Origin of the sequence: Haliea salexigens DSM 19537, assembly GCF_000423125.1 — a bacterium.
GTDB classification, from domain to species: Bacteria; Pseudomonadota; Gammaproteobacteria; order Pseudomonadales; family Halieaceae; genus Haliea; species Haliea salexigens.
Map to the genome: position 1 here is coordinate 90,015 of NZ_AUHJ01000011.1, position 22,274 is coordinate 112,288.

Annotated in this window: 18 protein-coding genes; 13 read left to right on the forward strand and 5 right to left on the reverse strand. The window is 59.5% G+C overall.

The window, feature by feature from the left end; all coding sequences use genetic code 11:
* Positions 1-42 precede the first annotated feature (42 nt).
* The 11 genes from G533_RS22035 (at position 43) to wecB (ending at position 12,537) form a co-directional block, all read left to right on the forward strand.
* Positions 43-1,248 (forward strand): hypothetical protein, encoded by a 1,206-nt coding sequence (locus G533_RS22035; RefSeq protein ID WP_144079880.1) that lies wholly within the window; start codon positions 43-45, stop codon positions 1,246-1,248.
* Positions 1,245-2,375 (forward strand): glycosyltransferase family 4 protein, encoded by a 1,131-nt coding sequence (locus tag G533_RS0113405; RefSeq protein ID WP_027950392.1) that lies wholly within the window; start codon positions 1,245-1,247, stop codon positions 2,373-2,375. Before G533_RS22035 ends, G533_RS0113405 begins: the two co-directional genes overlap by 4 nt.
* A gap of 36 nt (positions 2,376-2,411) precedes the next feature.
* Positions 2,412-3,539 (forward strand): glycosyltransferase, encoded by a 1,128-nt coding sequence (locus G533_RS24025; protein ID WP_027950393.1) that lies wholly within the window; start codon positions 2,412-2,414, stop codon positions 3,537-3,539.
* On the forward strand, positions 3,536-4,354 hold the full coding sequence (locus G533_RS22040) for an FkbM family methyltransferase (protein ID WP_084638999.1): 819 nt from the start codon (positions 3,536-3,538) through the stop codon (positions 4,352-4,354). Before G533_RS24025 ends, G533_RS22040 begins: the two co-directional genes overlap by 4 nt.
* Positions 4,351-5,277, forward strand: coding sequence for a glycosyltransferase family 2 protein (locus G533_RS0113420; protein ID WP_205622619.1), 927 nt, complete (start codon positions 4,351-4,353; stop codon positions 5,275-5,277). The genes G533_RS22040 and G533_RS0113420 overlap by 4 nt, the downstream gene beginning before the upstream one ends.
* Positions 5,277-7,451 carry a bi-domain-containing oxidoreductase gene (locus G533_RS0113425; RefSeq protein ID WP_027950395.1) on the forward strand — a complete coding sequence of 725 codons (2,175 nt, stop codon included), beginning with the start codon at positions 5,277-5,279 and terminating at the stop codon, positions 7,449-7,451. The genes G533_RS0113420 and G533_RS0113425 overlap by 1 nt, the downstream gene beginning before the upstream one ends.
* A gap of 113 nt (positions 7,452-7,564) precedes the next feature.
* Positions 7,565-7,828, forward strand: coding sequence for a hypothetical protein (locus tag G533_RS24840; RefSeq protein WP_158413423.1), 264 nt, complete (start codon positions 7,565-7,567; stop codon positions 7,826-7,828).
* Positions 7,816-8,505 (forward strand): ATPase, encoded by a 690-nt coding sequence (locus G533_RS24550; RefSeq protein ID WP_158413424.1) that lies wholly within the window; start codon positions 7,816-7,818, stop codon positions 8,503-8,505. Before G533_RS24840 ends, G533_RS24550 begins: the two co-directional genes overlap by 13 nt.
* Positions 8,505-10,220: a heparinase II/III family protein gene (locus G533_RS0113440; protein WP_027950398.1), complete on the forward strand. Its 1,716-nt coding sequence runs from the start codon at positions 8,505-8,507 to the stop codon at positions 10,218-10,220. Before G533_RS24550 ends, G533_RS0113440 begins: the two co-directional genes overlap by 1 nt.
* Positions 10,217-11,407 (forward strand): glycosyltransferase family 4 protein, encoded by a 1,191-nt coding sequence (locus G533_RS0113445; RefSeq protein ID WP_027950399.1) that lies wholly within the window; start codon positions 10,217-10,219, stop codon positions 11,405-11,407. Before G533_RS0113440 ends, G533_RS0113445 begins: the two co-directional genes overlap by 4 nt.
* Positions 11,408-11,442: 35 nt before the next feature.
* On the forward strand, positions 11,443-12,537 hold the full coding sequence (gene wecB, locus G533_RS0113450; protein ID WP_027950400.1) for a non-hydrolyzing UDP-N-acetylglucosamine 2-epimerase: 1,095 nt from the start codon (positions 11,443-11,445) through the stop codon (positions 12,535-12,537).
* A gap of 338 nt (positions 12,538-12,875) precedes the next feature.
* On the opposite strand, the gene G533_RS0113455 is transcribed toward wecB, so the two are convergent.
* From G533_RS0113455 to G533_RS0113475, 5 genes are all read right to left on the reverse strand, one after another.
* The gene (locus tag G533_RS0113455; protein WP_027950401.1) at positions 12,876-14,294 is read right to left on the reverse strand and encodes a hypothetical protein; all 1,419 of its coding nucleotides are present in this window, start codon (positions 14,292-14,294) and stop codon (positions 12,876-12,878) included.
* Entirely contained in the window at positions 14,291-15,556 is a 1,266-nt protein-coding gene (locus G533_RS0113460) for a hypothetical protein (protein WP_144079882.1), read from the reverse strand. Before G533_RS0113460 ends, G533_RS0113455 begins: the two co-directional genes overlap by 4 nt.
* Positions 15,557-15,743: 187 nt before the next feature.
* Entirely contained in the window at positions 15,744-16,799 is a 1,056-nt protein-coding gene (gene pdxA / locus G533_RS0113465) for a 4-hydroxythreonine-4-phosphate dehydrogenase PdxA (protein WP_035528142.1), read from the reverse strand.
* 7 nt (positions 16,800-16,806) lie between these two features.
* Positions 16,807-18,087, reverse strand: a complete 1,281-nt coding sequence (locus G533_RS0113470) for a peptidylprolyl isomerase (protein WP_027950404.1) — start codon at positions 18,085-18,087, stop codon at positions 16,807-16,809.
* Positions 18,077-20,437 carry an LPS-assembly protein LptD gene (locus tag G533_RS0113475; RefSeq protein WP_084639004.1) on the reverse strand — a complete coding sequence of 787 codons (2,361 nt, stop codon included), beginning with the start codon at positions 20,435-20,437 and terminating at the stop codon, positions 18,077-18,079. Before G533_RS0113475 ends, G533_RS0113470 begins: the two co-directional genes overlap by 11 nt.
* 88 nt (positions 20,438-20,525) lie before the next feature.
* Here G533_RS0113475 and G533_RS0113480 point away from each other — a divergent pair, with 88 nt between their 5' ends.
* The gene (locus G533_RS0113480) at positions 20,526-21,554 is read left to right on the forward strand and encodes an aminoglycoside phosphotransferase family protein (protein ID WP_084639000.1); all 1,029 of its coding nucleotides are present in this window, start codon (positions 20,526-20,528) and stop codon (positions 21,552-21,554) included.
* On the forward strand, positions 21,551-22,246 hold the full coding sequence (gene murU, locus G533_RS0113485; RefSeq protein ID WP_027950407.1) for an N-acetylmuramate alpha-1-phosphate uridylyltransferase MurU: 696 nt from the start codon (positions 21,551-21,553) through the stop codon (positions 22,244-22,246). Before G533_RS0113480 ends, murU begins: the two co-directional genes overlap by 4 nt.
* Positions 22,247-22,274: the final 28 nt, after the last annotated feature.

Consider the following 22,274-nt stretch of genomic DNA (forward strand, 5'->3'; position numbering starts at 1 on the left):
TTCTTCACTATGCTTAGTCCTGGCATAGGAGCGGAAGCATCCTTGGCATCCATCGGCCGCTACGTAGTGATCCTCGGTGCAACGCTTTCTGTATTCTTGCGCAGTGGCATAATTTCCGGCAGTTTCGGAGTCAGTCGACCAGTGGCAGCTGTATGCGGCCTCGGGCTTTTGTTTATTCTGCACTCTATATTTTTCAGCACGATACCTGATGTATCCCTTCTTAAAGCAATCCTCTGGACGCTCGTGCTTGCAACGCTCATGTCTGCATGGGAAGGCTTGTCAAATGAGGAGCGCGAGCGCGTCGTAAATCAAATTTTTGGCGGGCTGATCGCAATAATGCTAATCAGCTTGCCCTTACTTGTCTCACCACTTGGCTATCTGCGCAATGCGACAGGATTTCAGGGAATACTGAATCATCCTCAAGCTTTTGGCCCAACCATAGCGCTGCTTGGCACTTGGGCGGCCAGCCAGCTGTTTGCGCAAGCCCGCCCATCCTGGTCGATTATCGGCCTGGCAGGTGCAGCCCTGGTGCTTGTGGTACTTTCCGAGGCCCGCACGGCCGGTCTGGCCATGGTCTTGGGCGTGTGTGTTGCCATAGTCAGTGCGCCCATTCTTTCCGGCCGCCCTTTGCGGGGAGTTATGCCGGGCCTGCGCAGTCAGCGTGTCTGGGTGGTTCTGGGCGCCGTTTTGTTTGTGGCGGTTGCCTTTGCGCCGCGCCTCAGTGGCGTGGTGGAGCACTATCTGAGCAAGTCTGGCAGGGCAGGGGAGTTGCAGAGTGTCCTCGAGGCCTATGATCGTTCCCGTGGTGGCCTGATGGACGAAATGTGGCGGAACGTTACTCTGCATCCGTTTACCGGGATTGGTTTTGGTATCGCTTCGGCACCTCACGAAATGCAAGTGGAGCGCGACCCGATTCTGGGGCTGCCTGTGAGTGCCTCCATTGAGAAAGGCGTATTGCCACTGGCGATCTTGGAAGAGCTTGGGATTATCATAGCGGCAGTTGTTGGCCTGTGGTTCTTTGGGTTGCTTCGTCACGGCGCAAGAGCAGGTGTAACTCCCCTGGCAATCACTGCAACGGCCCTGCTGCTGAATATGGGTGAGAGCACTTTCTTCTCTCCCGGGGGGGTGGGCTTGCTGTCCCTCGTGTTGATTTGCTGGGCAGCTACATCGGAACGCAGGCCCAGCAGGCGTTGCATAGATGGGGTTGCAGTAGGTAAACATGTACCTGCGCGGAATAGCGAACCATGAGGGAGCATCAGATCTGGTTCTGGCAGCTGATCATCAGCCCTCACATGGCCGGCCTTGCAAAAGCAATGGCAGATCGTGGGCACTGGGTGGTCTATGTTGCCCAACACGAGATGACACCACAGCGGGCAGCCCAGGGCTGGCAGCCTCCTTCATTGGGTGCAGCCCAGTTACGGCTGGTACCAGATGCGGCCAGTGCGTTGGCTCTTGCGGAACAGGCACCTCCTCAGGCAGTACATATCTGTCAGGGCATTCGCGGCAACGGGCAGATCGGCCAGGTGCAGCGGCGCTTGGCACAGCTGGGGCGCCGACAATGGGTTGTGATGGAGACGGTAGATGACAGCGGCTGGCGCGGTATCGCCAAGCGCCTTGCCTATCGTCTGCGGTTTAGTCGGTATCGCGCGCACCTCGAGGGTGTATTGGCCACGGGCCTGCGCACCCGGCAGTGGGTGATTGATCGGGGCATGTCCGCCAGCAAGGTCTACCCCTTTGCTTACTTCCTGCCCGAGCCGGAATTGCTGCAAGCCCATGCACCTCTTGAGTCTACGACAGGAGCGCCTTTTAAAGTGCTGTTTGTGGGGCAGTTCATACAGCTAAAGCGCCTGGACCTGCTGATTGATACGGTGGCATCCATGCATCGCCGCGATGTGAAATTGGTGGCCGTGGGCTCTGGTCCTTTGGACGCAGAGCTGCAACAGAAAGCCCGACAAAGGCTCGGCGACCGGGTGCAGTGGATCGGCAGACTGCCCATGGCGGATGTGCACAAACTGATGGCCGAAGTGGACTGCTTGGTGCTGCCCAGTCGTTACGATGGCTGGGGTGCTGTGGTAGTGGAGGCGCTGATGGCTGGCACGCCTGCGATCTGCAGTGATCGCTGTGGGGCCGCCGAGGCGGTTTTGGCAAGTGGTGTGGGCGGAGTTTTCGGCAGTGGTGATGTGGCATCTCTAACTAAGACTTTGAGCGACGTTGTTGAGGCGGATGGGGTCTCCAGGCTACGGCGCCAGAACCTTGCGAGTTGGTCCAAATGTTTTTCTTCCGACACGGGCGCCCAGTATTTAGGTCAGATATTGCACCATGTGGAGAGAGGCGAACAACGACCAGCGCCTCCATGGTCGATCGGCATAAGGTGATTTTACAAGAATGATTTTCGGAATCTGCTCTTTATAATGAAATTAATTCACGTAGTACCTCACATTTCAGCCGAGGCATCTGGCCCCTCCTACGCGGTGCCTCGCCTCTGTCAGGCGATTGCCCGGAGGGGAAACGATGTGACCTTATCGTGCCTTGCCGCTGGTCGAGAAGTGCCAAATGTCACGCTATCGGTGCATGACTCCTGGCCGGTGCTGCAGCGCTTTGCCGTGTCACCTTCCCAGGCAAACTGGCTGCTACAACAAGCTAAGCAAGTAGATATCATGCACAACCATAGCCTGTGGTCGATGGTGAATGTAACGGCAGGCTGGGCGGTGCCTGGCAAGCACGCAAAACTGGTGACGTCACCTCGCGGCACACTCTCAGAGTGGGCTTTATCGCATAGCCGATACCGGAAAAAGGCGCTTTGGCCACTTCAAAAGCGTGTGCTTGAGCGCGCGGACTTGCTCCATGCTACCAGCGAGGAAGAATATGCGGACATTCGCAGGCTTGGTTTCAGCGCACCCGTTCTGATCGCCCCGAATGGGATAGATTTACCTGTTTTGCGTGAGCGTCAGTCCAAACCAATCGATCGTGTTTTGTTGTTCTTGTCTCGTATTCATCCTGTAAAGGGCATAGAAAATTTGCTGGACGCCTGGTCAGGCATGGAAGCCATATTTGGTGAATGGCGTCTCAGCATTGTAGGGCCGGGGGATGCTGATTATATCAGCTCCCTCAAGATCCGGGCATTGGCACATGGCTTGTCACGGGTTGACTTTGTCGGGCCCCTATACGGTGCAGAGAAAGACATGGCTTACCGTGAGGCTGATCTTTTTGTACTTCCTACCCATTCAGAAAATTTCGGTATGGTGGTGGCTGAGGCGCTGTCTCATGAATGTCCAGCCATCGTCACTCACGGTGCGCCCTGGGCGGGGTTGGAAAAGGAGGGTTGTGGCTGGTGGACACCCAACTCAGTTGAAAGCCTGCAGGCCACGCTTGAGGTGGCCATGGCATTGCCCAGAGATGCGCTACATGGGATGGGTGCCAAGGGGCGAAGGTGGATGGAGCGGGATTTTTCGTGGGAGGCTGTTGCTCAGTCCATGGAGGCCGGGTATCGGTGGTTGCTTGAGGGTGGTGAGCCGCCAGAGTGTGTGAGGACAGAATGAGCATCGACCAATCGGAGAATGTAAAACGTACAGGAGCCCTCCGGCGTTTGGCAGAACATGCGTTGGGTCGGCTCACGTTAACACGGCGCCTTCCCTCAAGTTCTGGAAGTGGATTGATTCGGGTCAGCGCACGGGTAGGCGGCCTCAAGTATCTGTTTAAGCCAGCCGAAAGTTGGGATCCGGAGCTGATTGAAATCGCAGCAGCTCTGGTGTCGCGCGATGAACATGTCTGGGACGTTGGTGCAAACGTTGGCTTGTTCTCAAAGGCCGCTGCATTCCACACAGGTGTTCTAGGCAGTGTGCTATCGATTGAAGCTGACTTTGAGGCTGTCGCCCTTCTGCACAAGTCGGCACGCAACCACACTTTAGATCACGCTAAAATGACGATTCTTCCTGTTGCTGTTTCTGACAAGACAGGAATTCTAAATTTCGCGATAGCCCGCAGAGCGCGAGCAGCCAACGCCATCGCCGGATTTGGCTCTAGTCAAACTGGGGGGGTAAGTGAATTGCGGACTTTACCCTGCATGACCATGGACAGTCTGTTGCCCCATTTTTCAGCGCCCAATGTGCTAAAGATCGATGTGGAAGGCGCCGAGATGCTGGTGTTGCGGGGTGCACTGAAAGTTCTGGAGCAGTGTCGCCCAAAGATTTACTGCGAAGTCTCCGCTAGGTCTAGAGAAGAAGCATGTGCTTTTCTTGTGAAGTTAGGCTATGCGGTTTGGGATGGGAAAGGTTACGGACGGGGCGGGCGCAATCCAGTAACGCCGGATACCAAGAACATCGTTGCTATTCATAGCCGGAGGTGTGGGAATTGAAAACTCCGTTCAAACAGCCCTTGGCTAATGACAGCGTTAAGGTACTGCCCACCGAAGGTGCTGTCCCAGTCGCGGTGATCATGATTTCTTTGAACGAAGCCCACAACATGCAAGCCGTACTGGACAACTTGAAAGGTTGGGCCCAGGAAGTTTTTCTGGTCGACAGCTATAGTGTTGACGACACGGTCGACATCGCACTGGCCAATGGTGTGCATGTGGTTCAGCGCAAGTTTCGAGGGTTTGGCGACCAGTGGAACTTTGCGCTTGAAAACCTTCCTGTTCAGGCACCCTGGGTTATGAAGCTGGATCCGGACGAGCGGCTTACCGATAAATTAAAGCAGAGTGTCGGAGCCGCAACTGCTCGCAATGCCGCTACCGGGATTTCTTTCAGTCGACGACTCTGGTTCATGGGTAAACCACTGCCTATTCGGCAGGAAATCGTAAGGGTCTGGAAAGCAGGGCGTTGTCGCTTCACCGATGTATCGGTCAATGAGCACCCGCTAGTTGATGGGGATGTTTGTCATGTTGAGGGTGACCTGGAGCATCACGATAGCCCGGATTTGCATCACTGGGTTGATAAGCAGAACCACTATTCAACTGCAGAGGCAGTCGCTCGTATGAATCTGGCACTGGCTGCACCGGCCAAGTTGTTTGGCTCGCATCTTGAGCGGAGAATGTGGATTAAAAAACACTTCGACAAGTTCCCCATGCGCTTTTTTGCGGTATTCCTTTTCTATTATTGTTACAAAGGGCTGTTTAGAGCGGGTTGGGTTGGCTATACCTGGTCTAAGCTCCGTGCTCATGTGTACTGGATGCGCTATATCAAGTATCGGGAGATGCTAATAACCAGTAGAGCTTCTACCTCTTCAACTTCAGATCCCTCTGCCAAAGGCCAGCCTGACCTCCGGGTTCCACAATACTGATGAAACAAATCCTCCAAAGCCTCAAAGATGGCACCACCCAGCTCGCCGATGTGCCCACTCCTGGCCCGCGCCGTGGTGAGGTGCTGATTCAAACCGCCCGCACCCTGGTCTCCGCTGGCACCGAGCGCATGCTGGTAGATTTCGGCAAGGCCAACCTGCTCAAAAAGGTGCGCCAGCAGCCGGACAAGGTGCGCATGGTGCTGGACAAGGTACGCACCGACGGCCTGGCCACCACGCTGGAGGCGGTGCAAAACAAGCTGGATCAGCCCCTGCCCCTGGGTTACTGCAACGTAGGCCAGGTGTTGGATAGCGGTGGTGAATCGGGCTTTGTCCCCGGTGACCGGGTGGCGAGCAACGGCCACCATGCTGAGGTGGTGGCCGTGCCGCGCAACCTGTGTGCACGTATTCCCGATGCCGTTAGCGACGAACAGGCGGCTTTTACCGTGCTGGCCGCCATTGGTTTGCAGGGTGTGCGCTTGGTCAATCCCACCCTGGGGGAGTGTGTGGTGGTGACCGGCCTGGGCCTGATCGGCCTGCTCACGGTGCAGCTGCTGCGCGCCCAGGGCTGCCGGGTGCTGGGCATTGACCTGGATCCGGCGCGCCTGGCCTTGGCCCGGCAGTTCGGTGCAGTGGTGGTCAATCCCGCTGCGGGCGAGGATGTGCTGGCTGCAGCCACGGCCTTCTCCCGCGGTCGCGGGGTGGACGCGGTGATCATTACCGCCTCCACCAAGAGCAGCGAACCCGTAAGCCAGGCCGCCACCATGTGCCGGCAGCGCGGTCGCATCGTGTTGGTGGGAATGACAGGGCTGGAGCTGTCCCGGGCGGATTTCTACGAAAAAGAGCTGACCTTCCAGGTGAGTTGCTCCTACGGCCCTGGCCGCTACGACTCGGCCTACGAGGAGTGCGGCCAGGATTACCCGGTGGGCTTTGTACGCTGGACAGAGCAGCGCAATTTCGAGGCTGTGCTGGACCTGCTGGCCTCGGGTGCTCTGGATGTGGCCCCCTTGATCAGCCATCGCTTTGCCTTGGAGCAGGCGGTGGCAGCTTATGAGTTGTTGTCGTCGGGCGAGCCTTCGCTGGGGATTCTGCTGGAGTACCCCGGTAGTGTTGCAGAGCTTGGCGACCAGGGTGCCGCGCCACGAGCGGCGGGTGGCCGGGTGGTGCCGCTGTGTGTTGCTGACACCATTGTTTCTGATTCAGTTGTCAAGCCCGCCCAGGGCGATGTGAACGTGGGCTTTCTCGGCGCCGGCAACTACGCGGGTCGGGTGCTGATTCCGGCCTTCAAGGCCGCCGGCAGCACTTTGTACAACGTGGTCAGCAGCGGCGGCGTGAGTTCGGTGTACTACGGCAAGAAGCACGGCTTCCGCCAGGCCTCTACCGACGGCGCTGCCATGCTGGCGGATTCCGGGGTGAATACCGTGGTTATCGCCACCCGGCACAACGCTCATGCCCGGCAGGTGCTGCAGGCCCTGCAGGCTGGCAAGCATGTCTTCTGCGAAAAGCCCTTGTGCCTCACCCTTTCGGAGCTGCAGGACATAGAGGCCGAGGCTGCCCAGCGCCCGGAGCAGTTGCTGATGCTGGGCTTCAACCGCCGCTTTGCCCCGCAGGTGGTGGCTATAAAAGGCCTGCTGGACACCGTGGCAGAGCCCAAGAGCCTGGTGATGACCGTCAACGCAGGGGACATCCCGGCGGACCATTGGGCGCAGGACCCGGAGATTGGCGGCGGCCGCATCATTGGCGAGGCCTGCCACTTCATCGACCTGCTGCGGCACCTGGTGGGCGCGCCCATCACCGCCCACCACAGCGTGGCCCTTGGCCGCCACCCGGCCTTGGCCGTGCGTGATGACAAGGTCACTATCACCCTGACCTTTGCCGATGGCTCGGTGGGCACCATCCACTACCTGGCCAATGGCCACAAGGCCTTCCCCAAGGAGCGCCTGGAGGTGTTCTGCGCCGGCGGGGTGCTACAGCTGGACAACTTCCGCAAGCTGCACGGCTGGGGTTGGCCTGGGTTTCGTTCGCTGAATCTGTGGCGGCAGGACAAGGGGCAGGGCGCCTGTGCCCGCGCCTTTGTGGATGCGGTGCGCGAGGGTGGCCCGGCGCCGATTTCCCGAGAGGAGATTTTTGAGGTGTCGCGGGTGGTGCTGGAGGTGGCGGAGGGGGTGCGGGGGTAGGCTTCTGATCGCAGCCGCGGGCGGTCGTTTTTGATGTTGGTCTGTGCTATCGCGTTGAGCTATATTAGCCGGCTGGGCTGATTCTTGTCAGAGTGTATGGGAGAAGTGTGCAAATGGCTGACTGCAAAGGAAAAAAATCAGTGGTGAAGGTGCGGAAATCGAGCCGCAAGGGCGCGTTTGATGACAACAGAAAGCTTCTGCATTTCGCCAAAGTATCGTCTCGCAAAGCCATAGAGCGCGCGTTTGCTTCCGGCGTCGCTGTCTACTACGTGAAGGACGGCAACCTTATCAAGGAAGAGCCCAACCACGAAGCGCAGATAATCAAAGAAGCTGGGAAGAAGCCTTTCGATCTTCGAGAGTACCTGTGCCACGGCTGAGGTTGATAGCGGGACCGAATGGCGCAGGAAAAACCACACTGCTTCGCACTCTGGTAGATGAGGGCGTCCCAGTTGGCCAATACATCAACCCTGATGACATCGCCCGCCATATCGATCTCTCGGCAACACTAAGTCGCTCCCTAAAAAAGGTTGACGACAATGCAGAGTGGCCGTCAATAACCCCAACTCTTCGTGACTACTTTTCAGTTTTTCTTGCTCAGACTATAGCCATAGGCTTACGCAAGGACTGGTTGGGCTACAACCTGTCTTTGACTTATGAATCTGTGATGAGCCATGCAAGCCACCTGGATTTTGTGGATCAAGCAATTCAGGCAGACTTCGAGCCCTATTTGTATTACATCTGCACTTCGGATCCGGATCTTCACATGGGGCGTGTAAAGCAGCGCGTTGCGCAGGGTGGGCACGATGTGCCGGAGGACAGCATAGTGACTCGCTATGAGCGAAGCCTGAAATTTTTGGAGCAAATGGCTCGCAAATGCAAAAGGGCTTACTTTTTCGATAACTCGGGCAAGGAGAAACTGCACTTCGCAGAGATCACTCCCGATGGCTATCTGGATATTTTTGAAAAGCAATTCGATAAAGCACAGCCGACTTGGTTTGTTGAACACTTGCTGACAAAGTGGTCGAAAGAGCAAGTGCGCCTCTCCTCCTTGTAATGTCCTTAAACATCGCGTTCCGCTACTGGCACACCTTGCGCCACCTCAAACCCGTGCAGTTTTACGGCAGGCTGTGGTTTCGCTTCTACCGCCCGCAGCCCGACCTGAGACCCGCGCCGCCGCTGCGCGAGCCAGGTGCTGGCTGGCAGCTGCCGGCCTGTCGCGAGCCCAGCCTGCGCGGGCCTGAGCTCTTTGTTTTCCTGGGCGAGGAGGGGTGCCTGGCGGACGTCGGCTGGAGCGGTGATGCCCGCAGCAAGCTGTGGCGCTACAACCAGCACTATTTTGATGACTTGAATGCCGAAGGTGCCGGGGATCGAAGCGAGTGGCACCAGGCCTTGCTGGCCCGTTGGGTGGCAGAGAACCCAACGGGCCAGGGCGACGGCTGGGAGCCTTACCCGAGCTCTCTGCGTATCGTCAATTGGGTCAAGTGGGCGCTGGCGGGCAATCAATTGCCGGCCAAGTGTGTTGCCAGCCTGGCGGTACAGGCGCGCTGGCTGGCACGCCGCCTGGAGATCCACCTGCTCGGCAATCACCTATTCGCTAACGCCAAGGCACTGGTATTTGCCGGCTGCTTTTTTCAGGGTGTGGAGGCCGAGCGCTGGCTGCGCACGGGTTTTCGCATTCTGGCCCGCGAGGTGCCGGAACAGATCCTCGCGGACGGCGGTCACTTCGAGCGCAGCACGATGTACCACGCCCTGGCGCTGGAGGACATGCTCGATCTTCTCAACCTGCTGCGCTGCCTTGATCAAGCGTCGTCTTCAGCTTCCCCCCTCGAAAACAGGGCCCTGCACAGTCAGCTCGGCGATTTTCTGCAGGCCTGGCCGGCGCTGATCCAGAAGATGGTCAGTTGGCTGCAGGCCATGTGCCACCCGGATGGAGAGATCGCCTTTTTTAATGACGCGGCCTTTGCTATTGCACCGCCCACTTCGTCCTTGTTGGCCTACGTCGACCGCCTGGGTCTTGGTGCGACATCGGCATCGCCGGATGGTCTTGGCGCCCCGCCGGCCTGGCTGGCCGAATCCGGTTATATTCGCCTTTGCAACGCAAGCGCCGTGTTGCTGTTCGACACAGCCCCCGTGGGACCGGATTACCTGCCCGGCCACGGCCACGCTGACACCCTCAGTGTCGAATTGAGCCTGTTCGGGCAGCGAGTATTGGTAAATTCCGGCACCTCCGAGTATGGCCTCGGCCCCGAGCGGCTGCGCCAGCGTGGCACCGCCGCACACAATACGGTGGTGGTGAACGGTGAGGATTCCTCGGAAGTCTGGAGCGGCTTTCGCGTGGCTCGGCGCGCCCGGGTCACTGCTATAGAGGCGCAGCTGCAGGGGCCGGTACAGATGGCAAGCGCCAGCCACGACGGCTATACGTGCCTGCCGAACCGGGTGGTGGTCGGTCGCGCCATTCGTCTGAAAGTGGAGGCGCTGTTGATTGACGACGAACCCCTGCCTGCCAGCGCGAAGGGCGGTTGTGTCAACGCTGCTGCCCATTTTCATCTGCACCCGGCGGTGGTCGCCAGCCAGCCCGGCGCTGATGGCCTGGAGCTGCGCCTGCCCAACGGCGAGCGTGTGCGCATGCAGTTTGACGGGGCGGCCAGTGTCTCGATAGACGAATCCACCTGGCACCCGCGCTTTGGTGTGGCAGAGCCCAATCGGCGTATTAGCGTGGCGCTGGCATCAGCCCGTCTGCAAACCCGCATTTCATGGAGTCCGCAGTGAGAATTCTCTGCCTGTGTTTTTACTTCGAGCCGGATCTGTCTGCCGGCTCCTTCAAGAACAGCGCCTTGGTGAAAGAGCTCAGCCGGCAACTGCCGGAGGGCAGCGAGGTGGAGGTGATTACCACGCTCCCCAATCGCTATGCCCAGTTCGCGGTGAGTGCGCCGGCGGATGAGCGCCGCGGCAACATCCGCATCCGCCGCATCGCGCTGCCCGCCCACCAGAGCGGCATGCTCGATCAGTCCCGCAGCTTCGCCAGCTACGCCCGCGGTGTGCTGCGTCTGACCCGGGGGCAGCCGTATGACCTGGTCTATGCCAGCTCCTCGCGGCTGATGATGGCGGTGCTGGGCGACTGGGTCTCCCGACGCAAGGGGATCCCACTCTACCTGGACATCCGCGACCTGTTTGTCGACACCATTAAGGATGTGCTGCCGGGTCGTATTACCACCTTCGCCATGCCGGTACTGTCACAGCTGGAAAAACGTGCTGTGCGCCGAGCCAGCCGGGTCAATGTGGTCTCCGGCGGTTTTGTGCCATATTTCCAGCAGCATTTCCCCGGAATTGAGCTGTCCGGCTACACCAACGGCATCGACCAGGAGTTCTTGGAGGCCGCACCCGACTCGGTGCAGCCCATCAGCAAGGCAGTGCCCGAGGTGCTGTACGCCGGCAACATGGGCCAGGGTCAGGGACTGCACCACATCATTCCTCCACTGGCCCGGCGTTTTGAAGGGCAGTTGACCTTTCGGCTGATCGGCAGCGGTGGCCGCCTGCAGCAGCTCAAGGATCGCCTGGCTGAGGAGGGATGCAGCAACGTCACTCTTGGCGATCCCGTACCGCGGGATCAGCTGATCGAGCGGTATCGCCAGGCGGATATTCTCTTTTTGCATCTCAACAACTTCGATGCTTTCAAGAAGGTGCTGCCCTCCAAGATTTTCGAATACGCAGCCCTGGGCAAGCCGGTGTGGGCCGGGGTGGGTGGCTTTTCCGCCGGGTTTATCCGCGACCACATCCCCAACACCGCCGTATTCCCACCCTGCAACGTGGACGCTGCGGTGCAGAGCTTTGCCAGCCTCACGATGGAAACCGCGCCGCGAGAGGAATTTGTGGCACGCTTTGCCCGCAGCAACATCATTCAGCGCATGGCTGCAGAGGTGATTGCCACGGCCACTGGTAACACGGCTCACCTGTAACACAGCTCACCAGTACAAGGATTCGAGAATTCCGCATGCTGATCGACATCATCGCGGGCGCACGCCCAAACTTCATGAAAATCGCCCCCATCATCCACGCCCTACAGGCTCGGCAGGAGCAGGGCGGGTCGCTGCGTTTCCGCCTGGTGCACACGGGTCAGCATTATGATGCGCGCATGTCCGGGGATTTCTTCACCCAGCTGGGCATCCCCGAGCCGGATGTGAACTTGGAGGTGGGCTCGGGCACCCAGGCGGAGCAAACCGGTGCCATTATGTCCCGCTATGAAAAGCTGTTGCTGGAAGCCCCCGGCAGTCTGTGTCTAGTGGTGGGCGATGTAACCTCCACCATGGCCTGCGCCATCGCCGCCCAGAAACTCTGCATTCCCGTGGCCCATGTTGAAGCCGGCATCCGCTCCGGTGACTGGAGCATGCCGGAGGAGATCAACCGTATGGTCACCGATAGCATCAGCAACTGGTTCTTCACCACCAGTGAAGTGGCCAACAACAACCTGCGTGCGGCGGGCGTTATGGAGAAGCGCATCTGCTTTGTAGGCAACACCATGATTGATACGCTGCTGGCCAACCTGCCGCGTTTGCAGAAGCCTGAATTCTTCGACTCCCTTGGGCTGCAGGCTGGTGGCTATGTTGTGACCACGCTGCACCGCCCCGCGAACGTGGACAAGGGCGACGGTTTCGCCCGCCTGCTGACGGCCATTGCCGAGTCTGCACGGGGGCTGCCTGTGGTGTTCCCGGTGCACCCGCGCACGGCCAAAACCCTGCGCGAGCTGGGCGAGGTGCCAGCAAATTTTCAGCTGGTAGAACCGCAGCCCTACCTGGAATTCAACTATCTGGTGAAGAATGCCCTGGCGGTCATCACCGATTCTGGCGGTATCACCGAGGAAACTACGGTCATGGGTATTCCCTGCCTGACCCTCCGCGACAACACTGAACGCCCTGAAACCATCACCCTTGGCACCAACGAGCTGATTGGCACCGACCCTGCCGCCATAAGACCAGCCATGGACAGCTTGTTTGACGGCCAGTGGAAGCAGGGCAGCATTCCGCCACTGTGGGATGGCAAGACCGGGGAACGCATCGTGGCGCACCTGGAGCGGCTGCTGAGTGCGTGATGGCTCAGAACCCTTGTATGCACGGACGGTTTATCGTTTTGGATTTTCATCAAGGGACAGACAATGACTGCTGTTTAGCGCCAACCAGCTTCGGGGAAAGTGGTAGACGACCATATCGGCATCGTCATTTCTGAGGTGATGAAGGTTGCTGCTACAAAGCCCTTTGGCTTTACCTGAAAGTCTGGCGAGCTTTTTGATGTGGTGGTGGTTGCGAAGAACCACGAACCTTTCCGCTACCCTTTTATCCGCACACCATGTGCAGTCCATTTTGGATGATCATTGGGTGTGTCGTAGGCCGGCGTATGAGTGGGTGTGCGTTTTCTGCGAACATACATTTGTCACGGGCTATTCGACGGGCGCTCATGAATAACCAATATCTTGCTGAAATAGGACAACCAGAACAAAGCCGCAGGCGCGAAATAAAGCAATGACCTGGATAGCCCCTGGTGGCCGAATGCACCATGCGGTGCCTGAAAACCGTGGTATATCCACGTGTATGCTATCCCAAGAATCAGGGCTAGCGGAACCGGGCTTGACAAAGTGCAACGGAGGTTTCGACTTAGGATAGACGCCAAGATAGCGGTACATACCGCGAAACTCAATAGATGCCAGTTTGAGAACCAGAGAATACTCTCACGTAGTGGCCCACCGATCGGTGTGTACTGGTCAGTGCTTATCCGAAACCACCCGCTGAGCGCCAGTCGGTGGTCGCCGATCGTCAGGGTGCCGATGATTGGAATCTGAGTTTCGTGTATCTCGTCATTCAAGATAAACGACACCAAAAAGATACCAATGACGGCCCCTGAAGCGAGGACCATTGTTTGTAGCATGGGTCTGGCTGCTGACAGACTCCACAGCACTCCGGCTAGCAGAATCCCCCCCACTCCCAGGCCAGCCTGTTTTGTGAACATGCAAAGTACTGCGTAGCCGCATGCGAGCAATGCCACTTCGGGGGTCTTGCGTTGCAATAGCAGGTGACAGCAAGAAATGCCGAGGAAAAAGGCCAGCGTTACCCATATATCTGCATACCCTACCAGCATGCTATGAATGGACAGGAACGGGATGCTAATCAACAGCCAAGCGCCAAGTGTCGCGGCTAATACGGAGCGTGTTAGTTGCAGCACTGCGCCGTATAGACCCAGAAGCAATGCAATCAATGCCAGCAACCACGGCAAGCCGGCCAATGTTGATTGGTGTGTGCCCAGAGCCAACATTTGCCATAGATGGACGAGGTTGGCGAACAGGCCGTGGGAGGGCTTGATGGTTATAATCGGCGCTTCAAGAGTGCCTCTGGAAAAAAACTGCAGCGTTCTGGGCACCCAGGCATCCCAGGCATCCCAAGCGAATACGGGGCGCAGAAGCACTTCAATGCCGACTCCTGTCAGTCGAAGGAAGATCACCCCCAATAGGAAAACAATTGCAGTTTTACCCAGGTTGCTTGAGCTTCCAGGGATAAAAGAGGGTGCTGCCCAGCTGCTGTGAGCGACTCGACGAAAAACCGACCAGAGACACAATGAAATAAGTCCTAGTACAACACAGGCCAAAGCAAAACTCAGCGCAATCCCCAGAGCGTCCATGGCTCTGAGTACAAGGGTCATGATGAAATATCCGAGTAACAAGCCATGTGCGGCAATTAAGGTCTTCGGCAGTGAATGACGCGCCAATAAAATTGCGGCAAACAGGTACCCAGGCAGCCAGACAGCCAGTGTGGAAAGCGCCAGAATGACGATTTCCGCAGGAGAGGCAAAGAGGGTCATGGCCGACGTGTCCTGTCACGTAAAGTGTTTTTGCTGTTGGCGTAGAGTACTGCAGCTTCGTTTGCGAAAACCGGTGTGAAACCCTCCGGCAATTCCTGACCAGTCAAACTGCGGAAATCCATCCCGGAAGCGTTGTCGACTTTGGAAGTCAGCAAAATGAAATATTGTGACATTGCCGCTCGTTTAATCGATCTTGCGTCTGCTTGTCGCAGTAGGTCACTGCCATGGGGAGGATAGCTGAATCCATGTATTCGGGCATCATGTTCTGGGAGCAGGTGATACTCCATTCTGAACCCGAATGCCTTGGGGACGCTTTCTGCGGCCAACATGGGAAGAACTTGTTGCCCTATTGGCAAGTGCTTCGTTCTTATGGTTTCCGCAAATGCATAATACTCGGCGTCCCAGTCGACGAGCATTTTTTCGCTATGGGATTTCCCGGCGAAGAGGTACACCGTCTCGATTGCCTGTCGTATGACATGGCTTTGCCAGAAGCCGTCCAGTGTAATCCAGCCAATCAGGCCGACGCTTGCAAGACCCAAAGCGCGCTGTCGCCGTAAGTTGCTTCCGGCATCGGATCTGCGCCTGCAGATGATTATGTGTGCAAGCATGAAAATGATCATCGCAAACCCGGTAATGGCGGCGATACTGGGTGTGGGATACGCTAGAGAAGACTTTCGTATGCCGCGGTAGGCGTGTACGGTTGCTTGATTCCAGGGCGCAAACGCTGTCCACTCATCCCACGCTGTCTCCAACAATCGGTCCGCGCGGTAGGGTTCCAGCCGTAGCTCCTCGAGTCTTACAGTGCCCCCCCGCAAATCCCCAAAAAACCCCACCGCCAGTTCGGTAATCGTCCCTCGCCATTCCTCGTTGCGCAGGAGATTATGAAGTTGCGGCCCGTCCCCCGAATAATCCAGCTCCGCAAAGTGATTTACCCCGGGTGCGTCCGCTCTCTGCCAGAACAGCATCACACGCAGTGCCGGGTTGCGGCCTTCAATGTGGTAACGAAGAAAGGGAAACTGGTTAGCCTGGAACAGACGCCGGTGCATCAGCACTGCGTGATCTTCGGGCGCTATTTCAGCCAGTTCACTGATCACGGCGACCGAGCCTTCAAGGCCGCCATCCCCGAACACCACCGGTCGGAAGAGGTTGCCGGGGATCGCAATCGCATCTGCCTTTTGTTGTTCGATGTAGGGCTTGAATTCTGGGTGGAGTACAGGCACTAGTGACAGGTAGGCCGGAAGTAGCAGCACCGCGCTGGCCACGATAGAGGCCACCGCGAGTCCAAGGGCCCGTAGAAACTCGCGATTGCGTATTGGCGTATTCATCGTGGCTTTGGACGCAGAGTTCTAAGGGTAATGCTGATATTTTGCATAAATAGCTGCCGGGTCTGTCGCTGCCGTGCGGACATGGATCTGATGCTCGTATTGCCAGAAGCTTACAGTAAAATTCTTATGGCGATGCGCCAGTGTCTCGTTTTCCGGCCAGCTCCACAGCCAACTCCAACGCCGCCCGCAAACTCCCGTCACTCGCCGCGCCCGTCCCCGCCAAATCCAGCCCCGTCCCATGGTCCACACTGGTCCTCACAATCGGCAACCCCAGCGTGATATTCACCGCATTGCCGAAGCCTGCGTACTTCAGCACCGGCAATCCCTGATCGTGGAACATGGCCAGGTAGGCATCCGCCTGTGCCAGCAACGTGGGGCTGAAGGCGGTATCGGCCGGCAACGGCCCGAGCAGGTGCATGCCGTCTGCGCGCAACTGTTCCAGCAGTGGTGTAATGACCTCGATCTCCTCCCGCCCCAGGTGGCCACCCTCGCCCGCGTGGGGGTTGAGGCCCAGCACTGCGATGCAGGGTTCGCGAATACCAAATTTACTTTGCAGGTCGGTGTGCAGGATACGCAATGTGCGCGCCAGTGAATCGCGAGTGATTGCCGCGGGCACGTCAGCCAGTGGCAGGTGCGTGGTGGCCAGTGCCACGCGCAGCTCGCCAGCTGCGAGCAGCATCACCACCTGTGCTGTATTCGTTCTCGCCGCCAGAAATTCTGTGTGACCGCTGAAAGGGATGCCCGCATCATTGATGATTGATTTCTGTACGGGAGCAGTGACCATGGCATCGAAGGCCCCGGCCAGGCAGCCGTCCGCAGCCAGTTCAAGGGTTTTCACCACATAGGCGGCGTTAGTGCGATCCAGGGTGCCGGGTTCTGCGGGCGCTGACAGGGTCGGAGCGATCAACCCCGGTGCATTCGCATGCGCAGCTTCCGGACCGATGCCGACCGCAGGCAATATGGTCAAAGTGCCTGCCGCCTGCTCTCTGGCAGGGGTCGAGAAGTCCGCCTCCTGCAGCTTGAGGGGCAAACCCAGCGTCTGCGCCCGCTGGCGCAGAAGTTCCGGGTCGGCAATCACCACCAGTTCAGCCGGCCAGTCCTGCTGCGCGATCATCGCGACGATGTCGGGCCCGATACCCGCCGGCTCCCCGGCGGTGATGGCAATCCTGGGCGGCGCCACGCTCGTCCTACTTGATGTCGACGAAGGCTTCGTCGCGGATTTTGCGCAGCCAGGCGTCCAGCTCTTCGTCGTACTTGCGCTGGTGCAGGGCTTCCGTGGCGCGATTGCGGATGGCCTGCGCGGTCATGTCCTGCTCGCGGCGCTCCATCACTTCCAGGATGTGCCAGCCAAACTGGCTTTTTACCGGCTCGGAGATATCTCCCACGGCGGTATCGGCCATGGCTGCCTCGAATTCGGGCACCATCTGCCCCGGGGTGGTCCAGCCGAGATCGCCGCCCTCGGCGGCCGAGCCGATGTCCCTGGAGTACTCGCGGGCCAGCTCGGCGAAGTCCTCACCCTGCAGGATACGATTTCTCAATTCCTCTGCGCGGGCCTCGGCCTGCTCATCCGTCATGATCTCAGAGGGCTGTATAAGGATGTGGCGCACGCGGGTCTGGTTGACCATTTGCTCGCCGCCGCGCATATCCGCGAGATTGATCAGGTGCAGACCGGAGGGGCTGCGAATCGGGTCTGATGTGGCGCCCACCTCTAGGCTGGGGGCGACGTCGCTGAACAGGCTGGGCAGATCTTCCAGCTTGCGCCAACCGAGGTCGCCGCCGGAAAACTGGTAGCGGCCATCGTTGGAGGAAATTACCTGGTCGAAGGCTTCGCCGCGGCGGATGCGTTGCAGCAGGCCATTCAGGTAGCTGCGCGCAGCGGTTACCTCGTCGTCCGGTGCGTCTTCAGGCAGCGGCAGCAGGGCGTGGAGAATTCGGTATTCCGGCTGGGTCAGTTTCTGGCCTTCGGGCGATGCGAGAAAGTTGCGGACTTCCTGCTCGGATATCTGGATGCGCTGGTTCACGTTGCCGGCCTGAACGCGCTGGATGATCATCTCCCGGCGCACCTGCTCGCGCATGGCGGCGTAGGACTGGCCCTGCTGCTCCAGCGCTGCGCTGAAGTCCGCGAGGCTCATACGGTTCTGCGCCGCAACCCGCTCCATGGCCTGGTTCAGCTGGGCGTCCGATATACGCGCCCCCACCCGGTTGCCAAGCTGTAGCTGGATGCTCTCCAGGATCAGTCTGTCCAGAGTTTCACGGATCAAGACGTCTTCCGGAGGCATTTCGACGCCTCGCGCCTCCAGGCTCTGGGTGATGGCGGCAACGCGCTCGCGCAGCTCGCTGGCCATGATCACATCGTCGTCGACGATGGCCACCACCTGATCAAGAATCTGGGTTTGAGCTTGCGTTTGGCCGACAAGGAGCAGTGTCGCGGCAAGCCCCGCGGCCAACAGTGCGGATTTAATAGTCACGTTCGTCAAAACCTCGAATCATGTCTTCTAGCAGGTCGGTGACCCGGCTGCCAAAGCCGCCCATGCCCTTCAGCAGGACCTGGACCTGTGTGGAGTAGCGCCGCTCCAGGCTGGGATCAGTGAAATCCGGGTCCTGGCTCGACGCTGTATCGATATAGCGCAGATACAGCAGGCGCACGCGCCAGCAGCAGCTATCGTATTCGATTCCGACCATATCTTCCACGCTCGTACTGCCCTCAACACTGAAGTTGACGGCACCGAACACGCTCCAGCGGTTGTTGACCGGGTAGTAGGCGGACAGGTGCGCCTGCTCGGTAACAGTATCGCTGTCGACCAGATTGACAGGGCGCCGGTAGGAGTAACCCACGTTGAACAGGGCGTTGTCTGCACGCTGGTAGCTGGCGTAGGCGCTGCCAGCGTTCATGTTGCCGCTATCGGGGTCCCACACCAGGCTGCTGCGCAGGTTCAGGCGCTTGTTCGGCGTGAAGTTCACTTCTCCGGCCATTTCGGAGCTCGACTGATCGAGCGCCGTGTCTTCCGGGTTCAGGCGCACGCGTCGGTCACGCAGGTAGAAAATCTGCCCGACGCTGGCGCTCAGGTACTCGCGGCCGTCTTCGGCGCTGATATAGCGCGTGGTGAGGCCGAGGGAAAGGCGGTTGGCGTCGTCCAGCCGGTCGCGCCCCGAAAAGCGTGTGTCCCGGAACAGCTGGTTGTAGGTGAAGGTGAGTTCGGCGCTGTCGAAGTCCGGTTGTGTCGACTGATCGTCGTATTCGCTGATCAGGTAGTAGGCGCGCGGTTCCAGTGTTTGCAGCAGCGGTTTGCCGGCCAGGCTGGTGGAGCGCTCAAAGAACAGGCCGCCGTCGAGGCTGGCCAGCGCCGAGCCGGCGGAGGGGCTGTCGTTGCCGAGTTGTCCGTCGTCGGTCAGCTCGTACTCCAGGTAGCGGTACTTGGCGGTGGTGTTGAGAAAGCCGTACTGCCACAGCATGGGATAGACCGCGCCGCCTTCCATGTAGACCCGCTGGCCGGTAACCACGTCATCGTTGGAGTCGAAGTAGGAGTACTGGGAAAGGAAAATGGGGGCGATATTGAAGGGTGTATTTTCGCTGCGGTAGCGCGCCGTGATCTGTGGCAGCTTCTGGTAATCGTTGTCCAGATCGTCGGCGAGGGACTGGAATTCCTGTAACTCCAGGCCGATCAGCCACTGGTCACCGAGATAGTCCAGTGACCCCAGCTGCAACAGGCTGGTCTGGCGCTTGGTGTCCAGGTTGGAGGTGTTGAGGTCCTTGAAGTAGTCGACATCACTCACCCGTGAGTAGTCGATGCGCGAGCGCCAGCGCTGCTCGAACAGGCCGTTCTGGCGCACGTTGGCCAGCCAGCGCGAGTCGTCGCTTGCATCCGGGCGTTCGCGGGCGTAGCGGTCGTCGCTGCCCATCCAGGTGCCCCCCACCGACCACATTCCGGTGTTGCGGCTCAGGTAGCGGGTCGCAATTTCGTGGTTCAGTCCGCGTTCCTGGATATAGCGCGGGGTGTACAACGCGTCGTAGTTGGGGGCCAGGTTGAGGTAAACCGGCACGGCGAGGTCCAGCCCGCCGTTGGAGTCGGAGCTGATGTCCGGCCACAACAGGCCGGTGCGCCGGCGGTCGTCCAGCGGGAAACGTACCCAGGGCAGGTAGAGTACGGGCACACCCGCCACGTCCAGCTTGGCACCGGTTGCCGTGCCCAGCCCTTCCACCAGGTCGAGTTTGATGCTGTCGGCGCGCATCGCCCACTCTTCGTCATCCGGCGCGCAATAGGAGACTCGTCCATCATGGATGTACAGCGTGCCGTCCGCGGCGCGCCGCAACTGTGCGGCGCTGCCGTTCAGGTGCTGCTCGTGCAGTACGAACTCGCTGTCGCGGATACTCGCTTCACCACTGTTGGCGGAGTAGCTTGCCTCTTCGCCGCGCAGTAGCACCCCAGGTTCGCGCAAGGTGATGCCGCCACTGACCGTACCTTCGCGTTCGGCGCGGTCGAAATACCCGTCTTCGCCCCGCAACTGCCGATAACCCTGGTCGACACTGACGCCGCCGCGCAGGTAGACATCGTCACCCTGCAGTTCGGACTCGGTCGCACGTGCCCGGATGTCGGAGATCTCAGGCCGGTCGTCCGGGTCCGACTCCGCCAGCGGGTCCACATAGTGGCCGCCGCAACGTAGGCATTGCGCGTCCCGCTCTGCCTCCGGCGTCTCCCCTGTGGACACCCAATCCAGCTCCTTTGCATCATCGGCTAGCGCGCCCATGGCGAGCAGGCCAAGGACAATAGCAAAGTGGCGCAACCGGGAGCGTTGGGGAGTCTGCGAGGGCGGAATCATCAGGGTTAGGTGCAATTTCTGGCGTAAAACGGGATGATAATGCATCGCCCCCGGCTTGTCCGGGTCTTTTTCATTGCGGGAGCGTCCGATGTCTCTACCGCCAAGCGGGCTGTTGCCCTGGGCCCTGAATGTGTTGCCGGCGGGAGCTGCCGGGGAGGCGGTTTTGCAGCCGCTGGCAGGGGATGCCAGTCAGCGTCGCTACTTCCGGCTGCAAACACCCGGGCATAGCTACATGGCCGTCGATTCGCCGCCGGCAACGCAGAAGAACCGCGAGTTTCTCGCCATCCGTCAACAGCTGGAAACGGGGGGCGTGCGCGTTCCGCGGCTACTGGCGGCAGATGTCGAGCAGGGCTATATGCTGCTGGAGGACCTGGGCGATCGCCTGTTGCAGGATGTCCTCACGGTCGATTCTGTTGACGACTATTATCGCCGCGCTCTGGCAGTACAGCGGCGCATGGCAAATCTGGCCGACGATGCGCTGGCACTGCCCGCCTATGACAACGTGCTGCTGGCTGAGGAGCTGGCACGTTTTCCGCAGTGGTTCGTGACCGCGTTACTGGGGTTGTCGATCGCGGAGGAAGAGCATGCCGTGCTGGCGCAGCTGGACGGCCTGCTCATCGGCAGCGCCCTGGCCCAGCCCAGGGTGCTGGTGCACCGTGACTTTCACAGCCGCAACCTGATGTGCACAGGGGAAGGGCAGCTCGCCGTGATCGATTTCCAGGATGCGGTGCTCGGGCCCGCCACCTACGATGCCGTTTCCCTGCTCAAGGATTGTTATGTGCGCTGGCCCCGGACGCGCGTGGTGGGCTGGGCACTGGCCTACCGCGATGCCCTGTGTGACGCCGCGCTGTTGCCGGCGGTAGACGACGCTACGTTCCTGCGCTGGTTTGACTGGATGGGCCTGCAGCGGCACCTGAAAGTGCTGGGGACCTTTGCCCGGCTGGCGCTGCGCGATGGCAAGACGCAGTATTTGCAGGATCTGCCCCTGGTGGTCGATTACGTGCAGGAAGCCTTCGCTCTGTATGCAGGGGAGGATGCGGCGCTGGATGCAGCGGGCGCTTGGTTTGAGGACCGCCTGCTGCCCGTTATACGGCGTCAGCCCTGGAGTCGGGGATGAAGGTGATGATTCTGGCCGCGGGCTTCGGCGAGCGCATGCGGCCCCTGACCGAGCATACCCCCAAACCCTTGTTGCAGGCGGGTGGCCAGCCCTTGATCGCCTACCATATTGAGGCGCTCGCCGCTCTCGGCCTGGATGACCTGGTGATCAATGTCGCGCACCTGGGGCAGCAGATTATCGACTGGTGCGGCGACGGCCGGCGCTGGGGTGTGCGTATCCGCTACTCCCGCGAGCCGGAACCACTGGAGACGGCGGGGGGCATACAGCGCGCGCTCCCGCTGCTGGGGGAGGCCCCTTTTCTGGTGGTGAACGGCGATGTGTGGACCGACTACCCTCTACAACGCTTGCTGGCCCACACGCACTTGCCCGCTGGCGCTGCGCATCTCGTGTTGGTCGACAACCCACCGCAGCACCCGCTGGGTGATTTTCAGCTCACGACAACGGGCTGCGTCGTGGCCCGGCCGCCCGAGGCCGCGGGCCTGACCTATGCGGGTATCGGCGTTTTCAGCCCCGGCTTCTTTGTCGGCATGGCGCCGGGCAAACGGCCCCTGCGGCCCCTGCTGGATGCCGCGATTGCTGTTGAGCGTGTATCAGGCGAACATTTTGTCGGCGCCTGGGCTGATGTCGGTACGCCCGAGCGTTTGCAGGCACTGGATGCGAGGCTCAGCGCGGCCGGTCGCGGCACGGGATGATCTGTCTGCACTTAGCGGCTAGAATAGC

Bases quoted from the DNA above. Each gene is read 5' to 3' on its own strand.
- G533_RS0113480 (WP_084639000.1), top strand. From the start codon at position 20,526: ATGTCTCTACCGCCAAGCGGGCTGTTGCCCTGGGCCCTGAATGTGTTG.
- G533_RS0113405 (WP_027950392.1), top strand. From the start codon at position 1,245: ATGAGGGAGCATCAGATCTGGTTCTGGCAGCTGATCATCAGCCCTCAC.
- G533_RS0113475 (WP_084639004.1), bottom strand. From the start codon at position 20,437: ATGATTCCGCCCTCGCAGACTCCCCAACGCTCCCGGTTGCGCCACTTT.
- G533_RS0113440 (WP_027950398.1), top strand. From the start codon at position 8,505: ATGTCCTTAAACATCGCGTTCCGCTACTGGCACACCTTGCGCCACCTC.
- murU (WP_027950407.1), top strand. From the start codon at position 21,551: ATGAAGGTGATGATTCTGGCCGCGGGCTTCGGCGAGCGCATGCGGCCC.
- wecB (WP_027950400.1), top strand. From the start codon at position 11,443: ATGCTGATCGACATCATCGCGGGCGCACGCCCAAACTTCATGAAAATC.
- G533_RS24840 (WP_158413423.1), top strand. From the start codon at position 7,565: ATGGCTGACTGCAAAGGAAAAAAATCAGTGGTGAAGGTGCGGAAATCG.
- G533_RS0113455 (WP_027950401.1), bottom strand. From the start codon at position 14,294: ATGACCCTCTTTGCCTCTCCTGCGGAAATCGTCATTCTGGCGCTTTCC.
- G533_RS0113425 (WP_027950395.1), top strand. From the start codon at position 5,277: ATGAAACAAATCCTCCAAAGCCTCAAAGATGGCACCACCCAGCTCGCC.
- G533_RS22040 (WP_084638999.1), top strand. From the start codon at position 3,536: ATGAGCATCGACCAATCGGAGAATGTAAAACGTACAGGAGCCCTCCGG.
- G533_RS24025 (WP_027950393.1), top strand. From the start codon at position 2,412: ATGAAATTAATTCACGTAGTACCTCACATTTCAGCCGAGGCATCTGGC.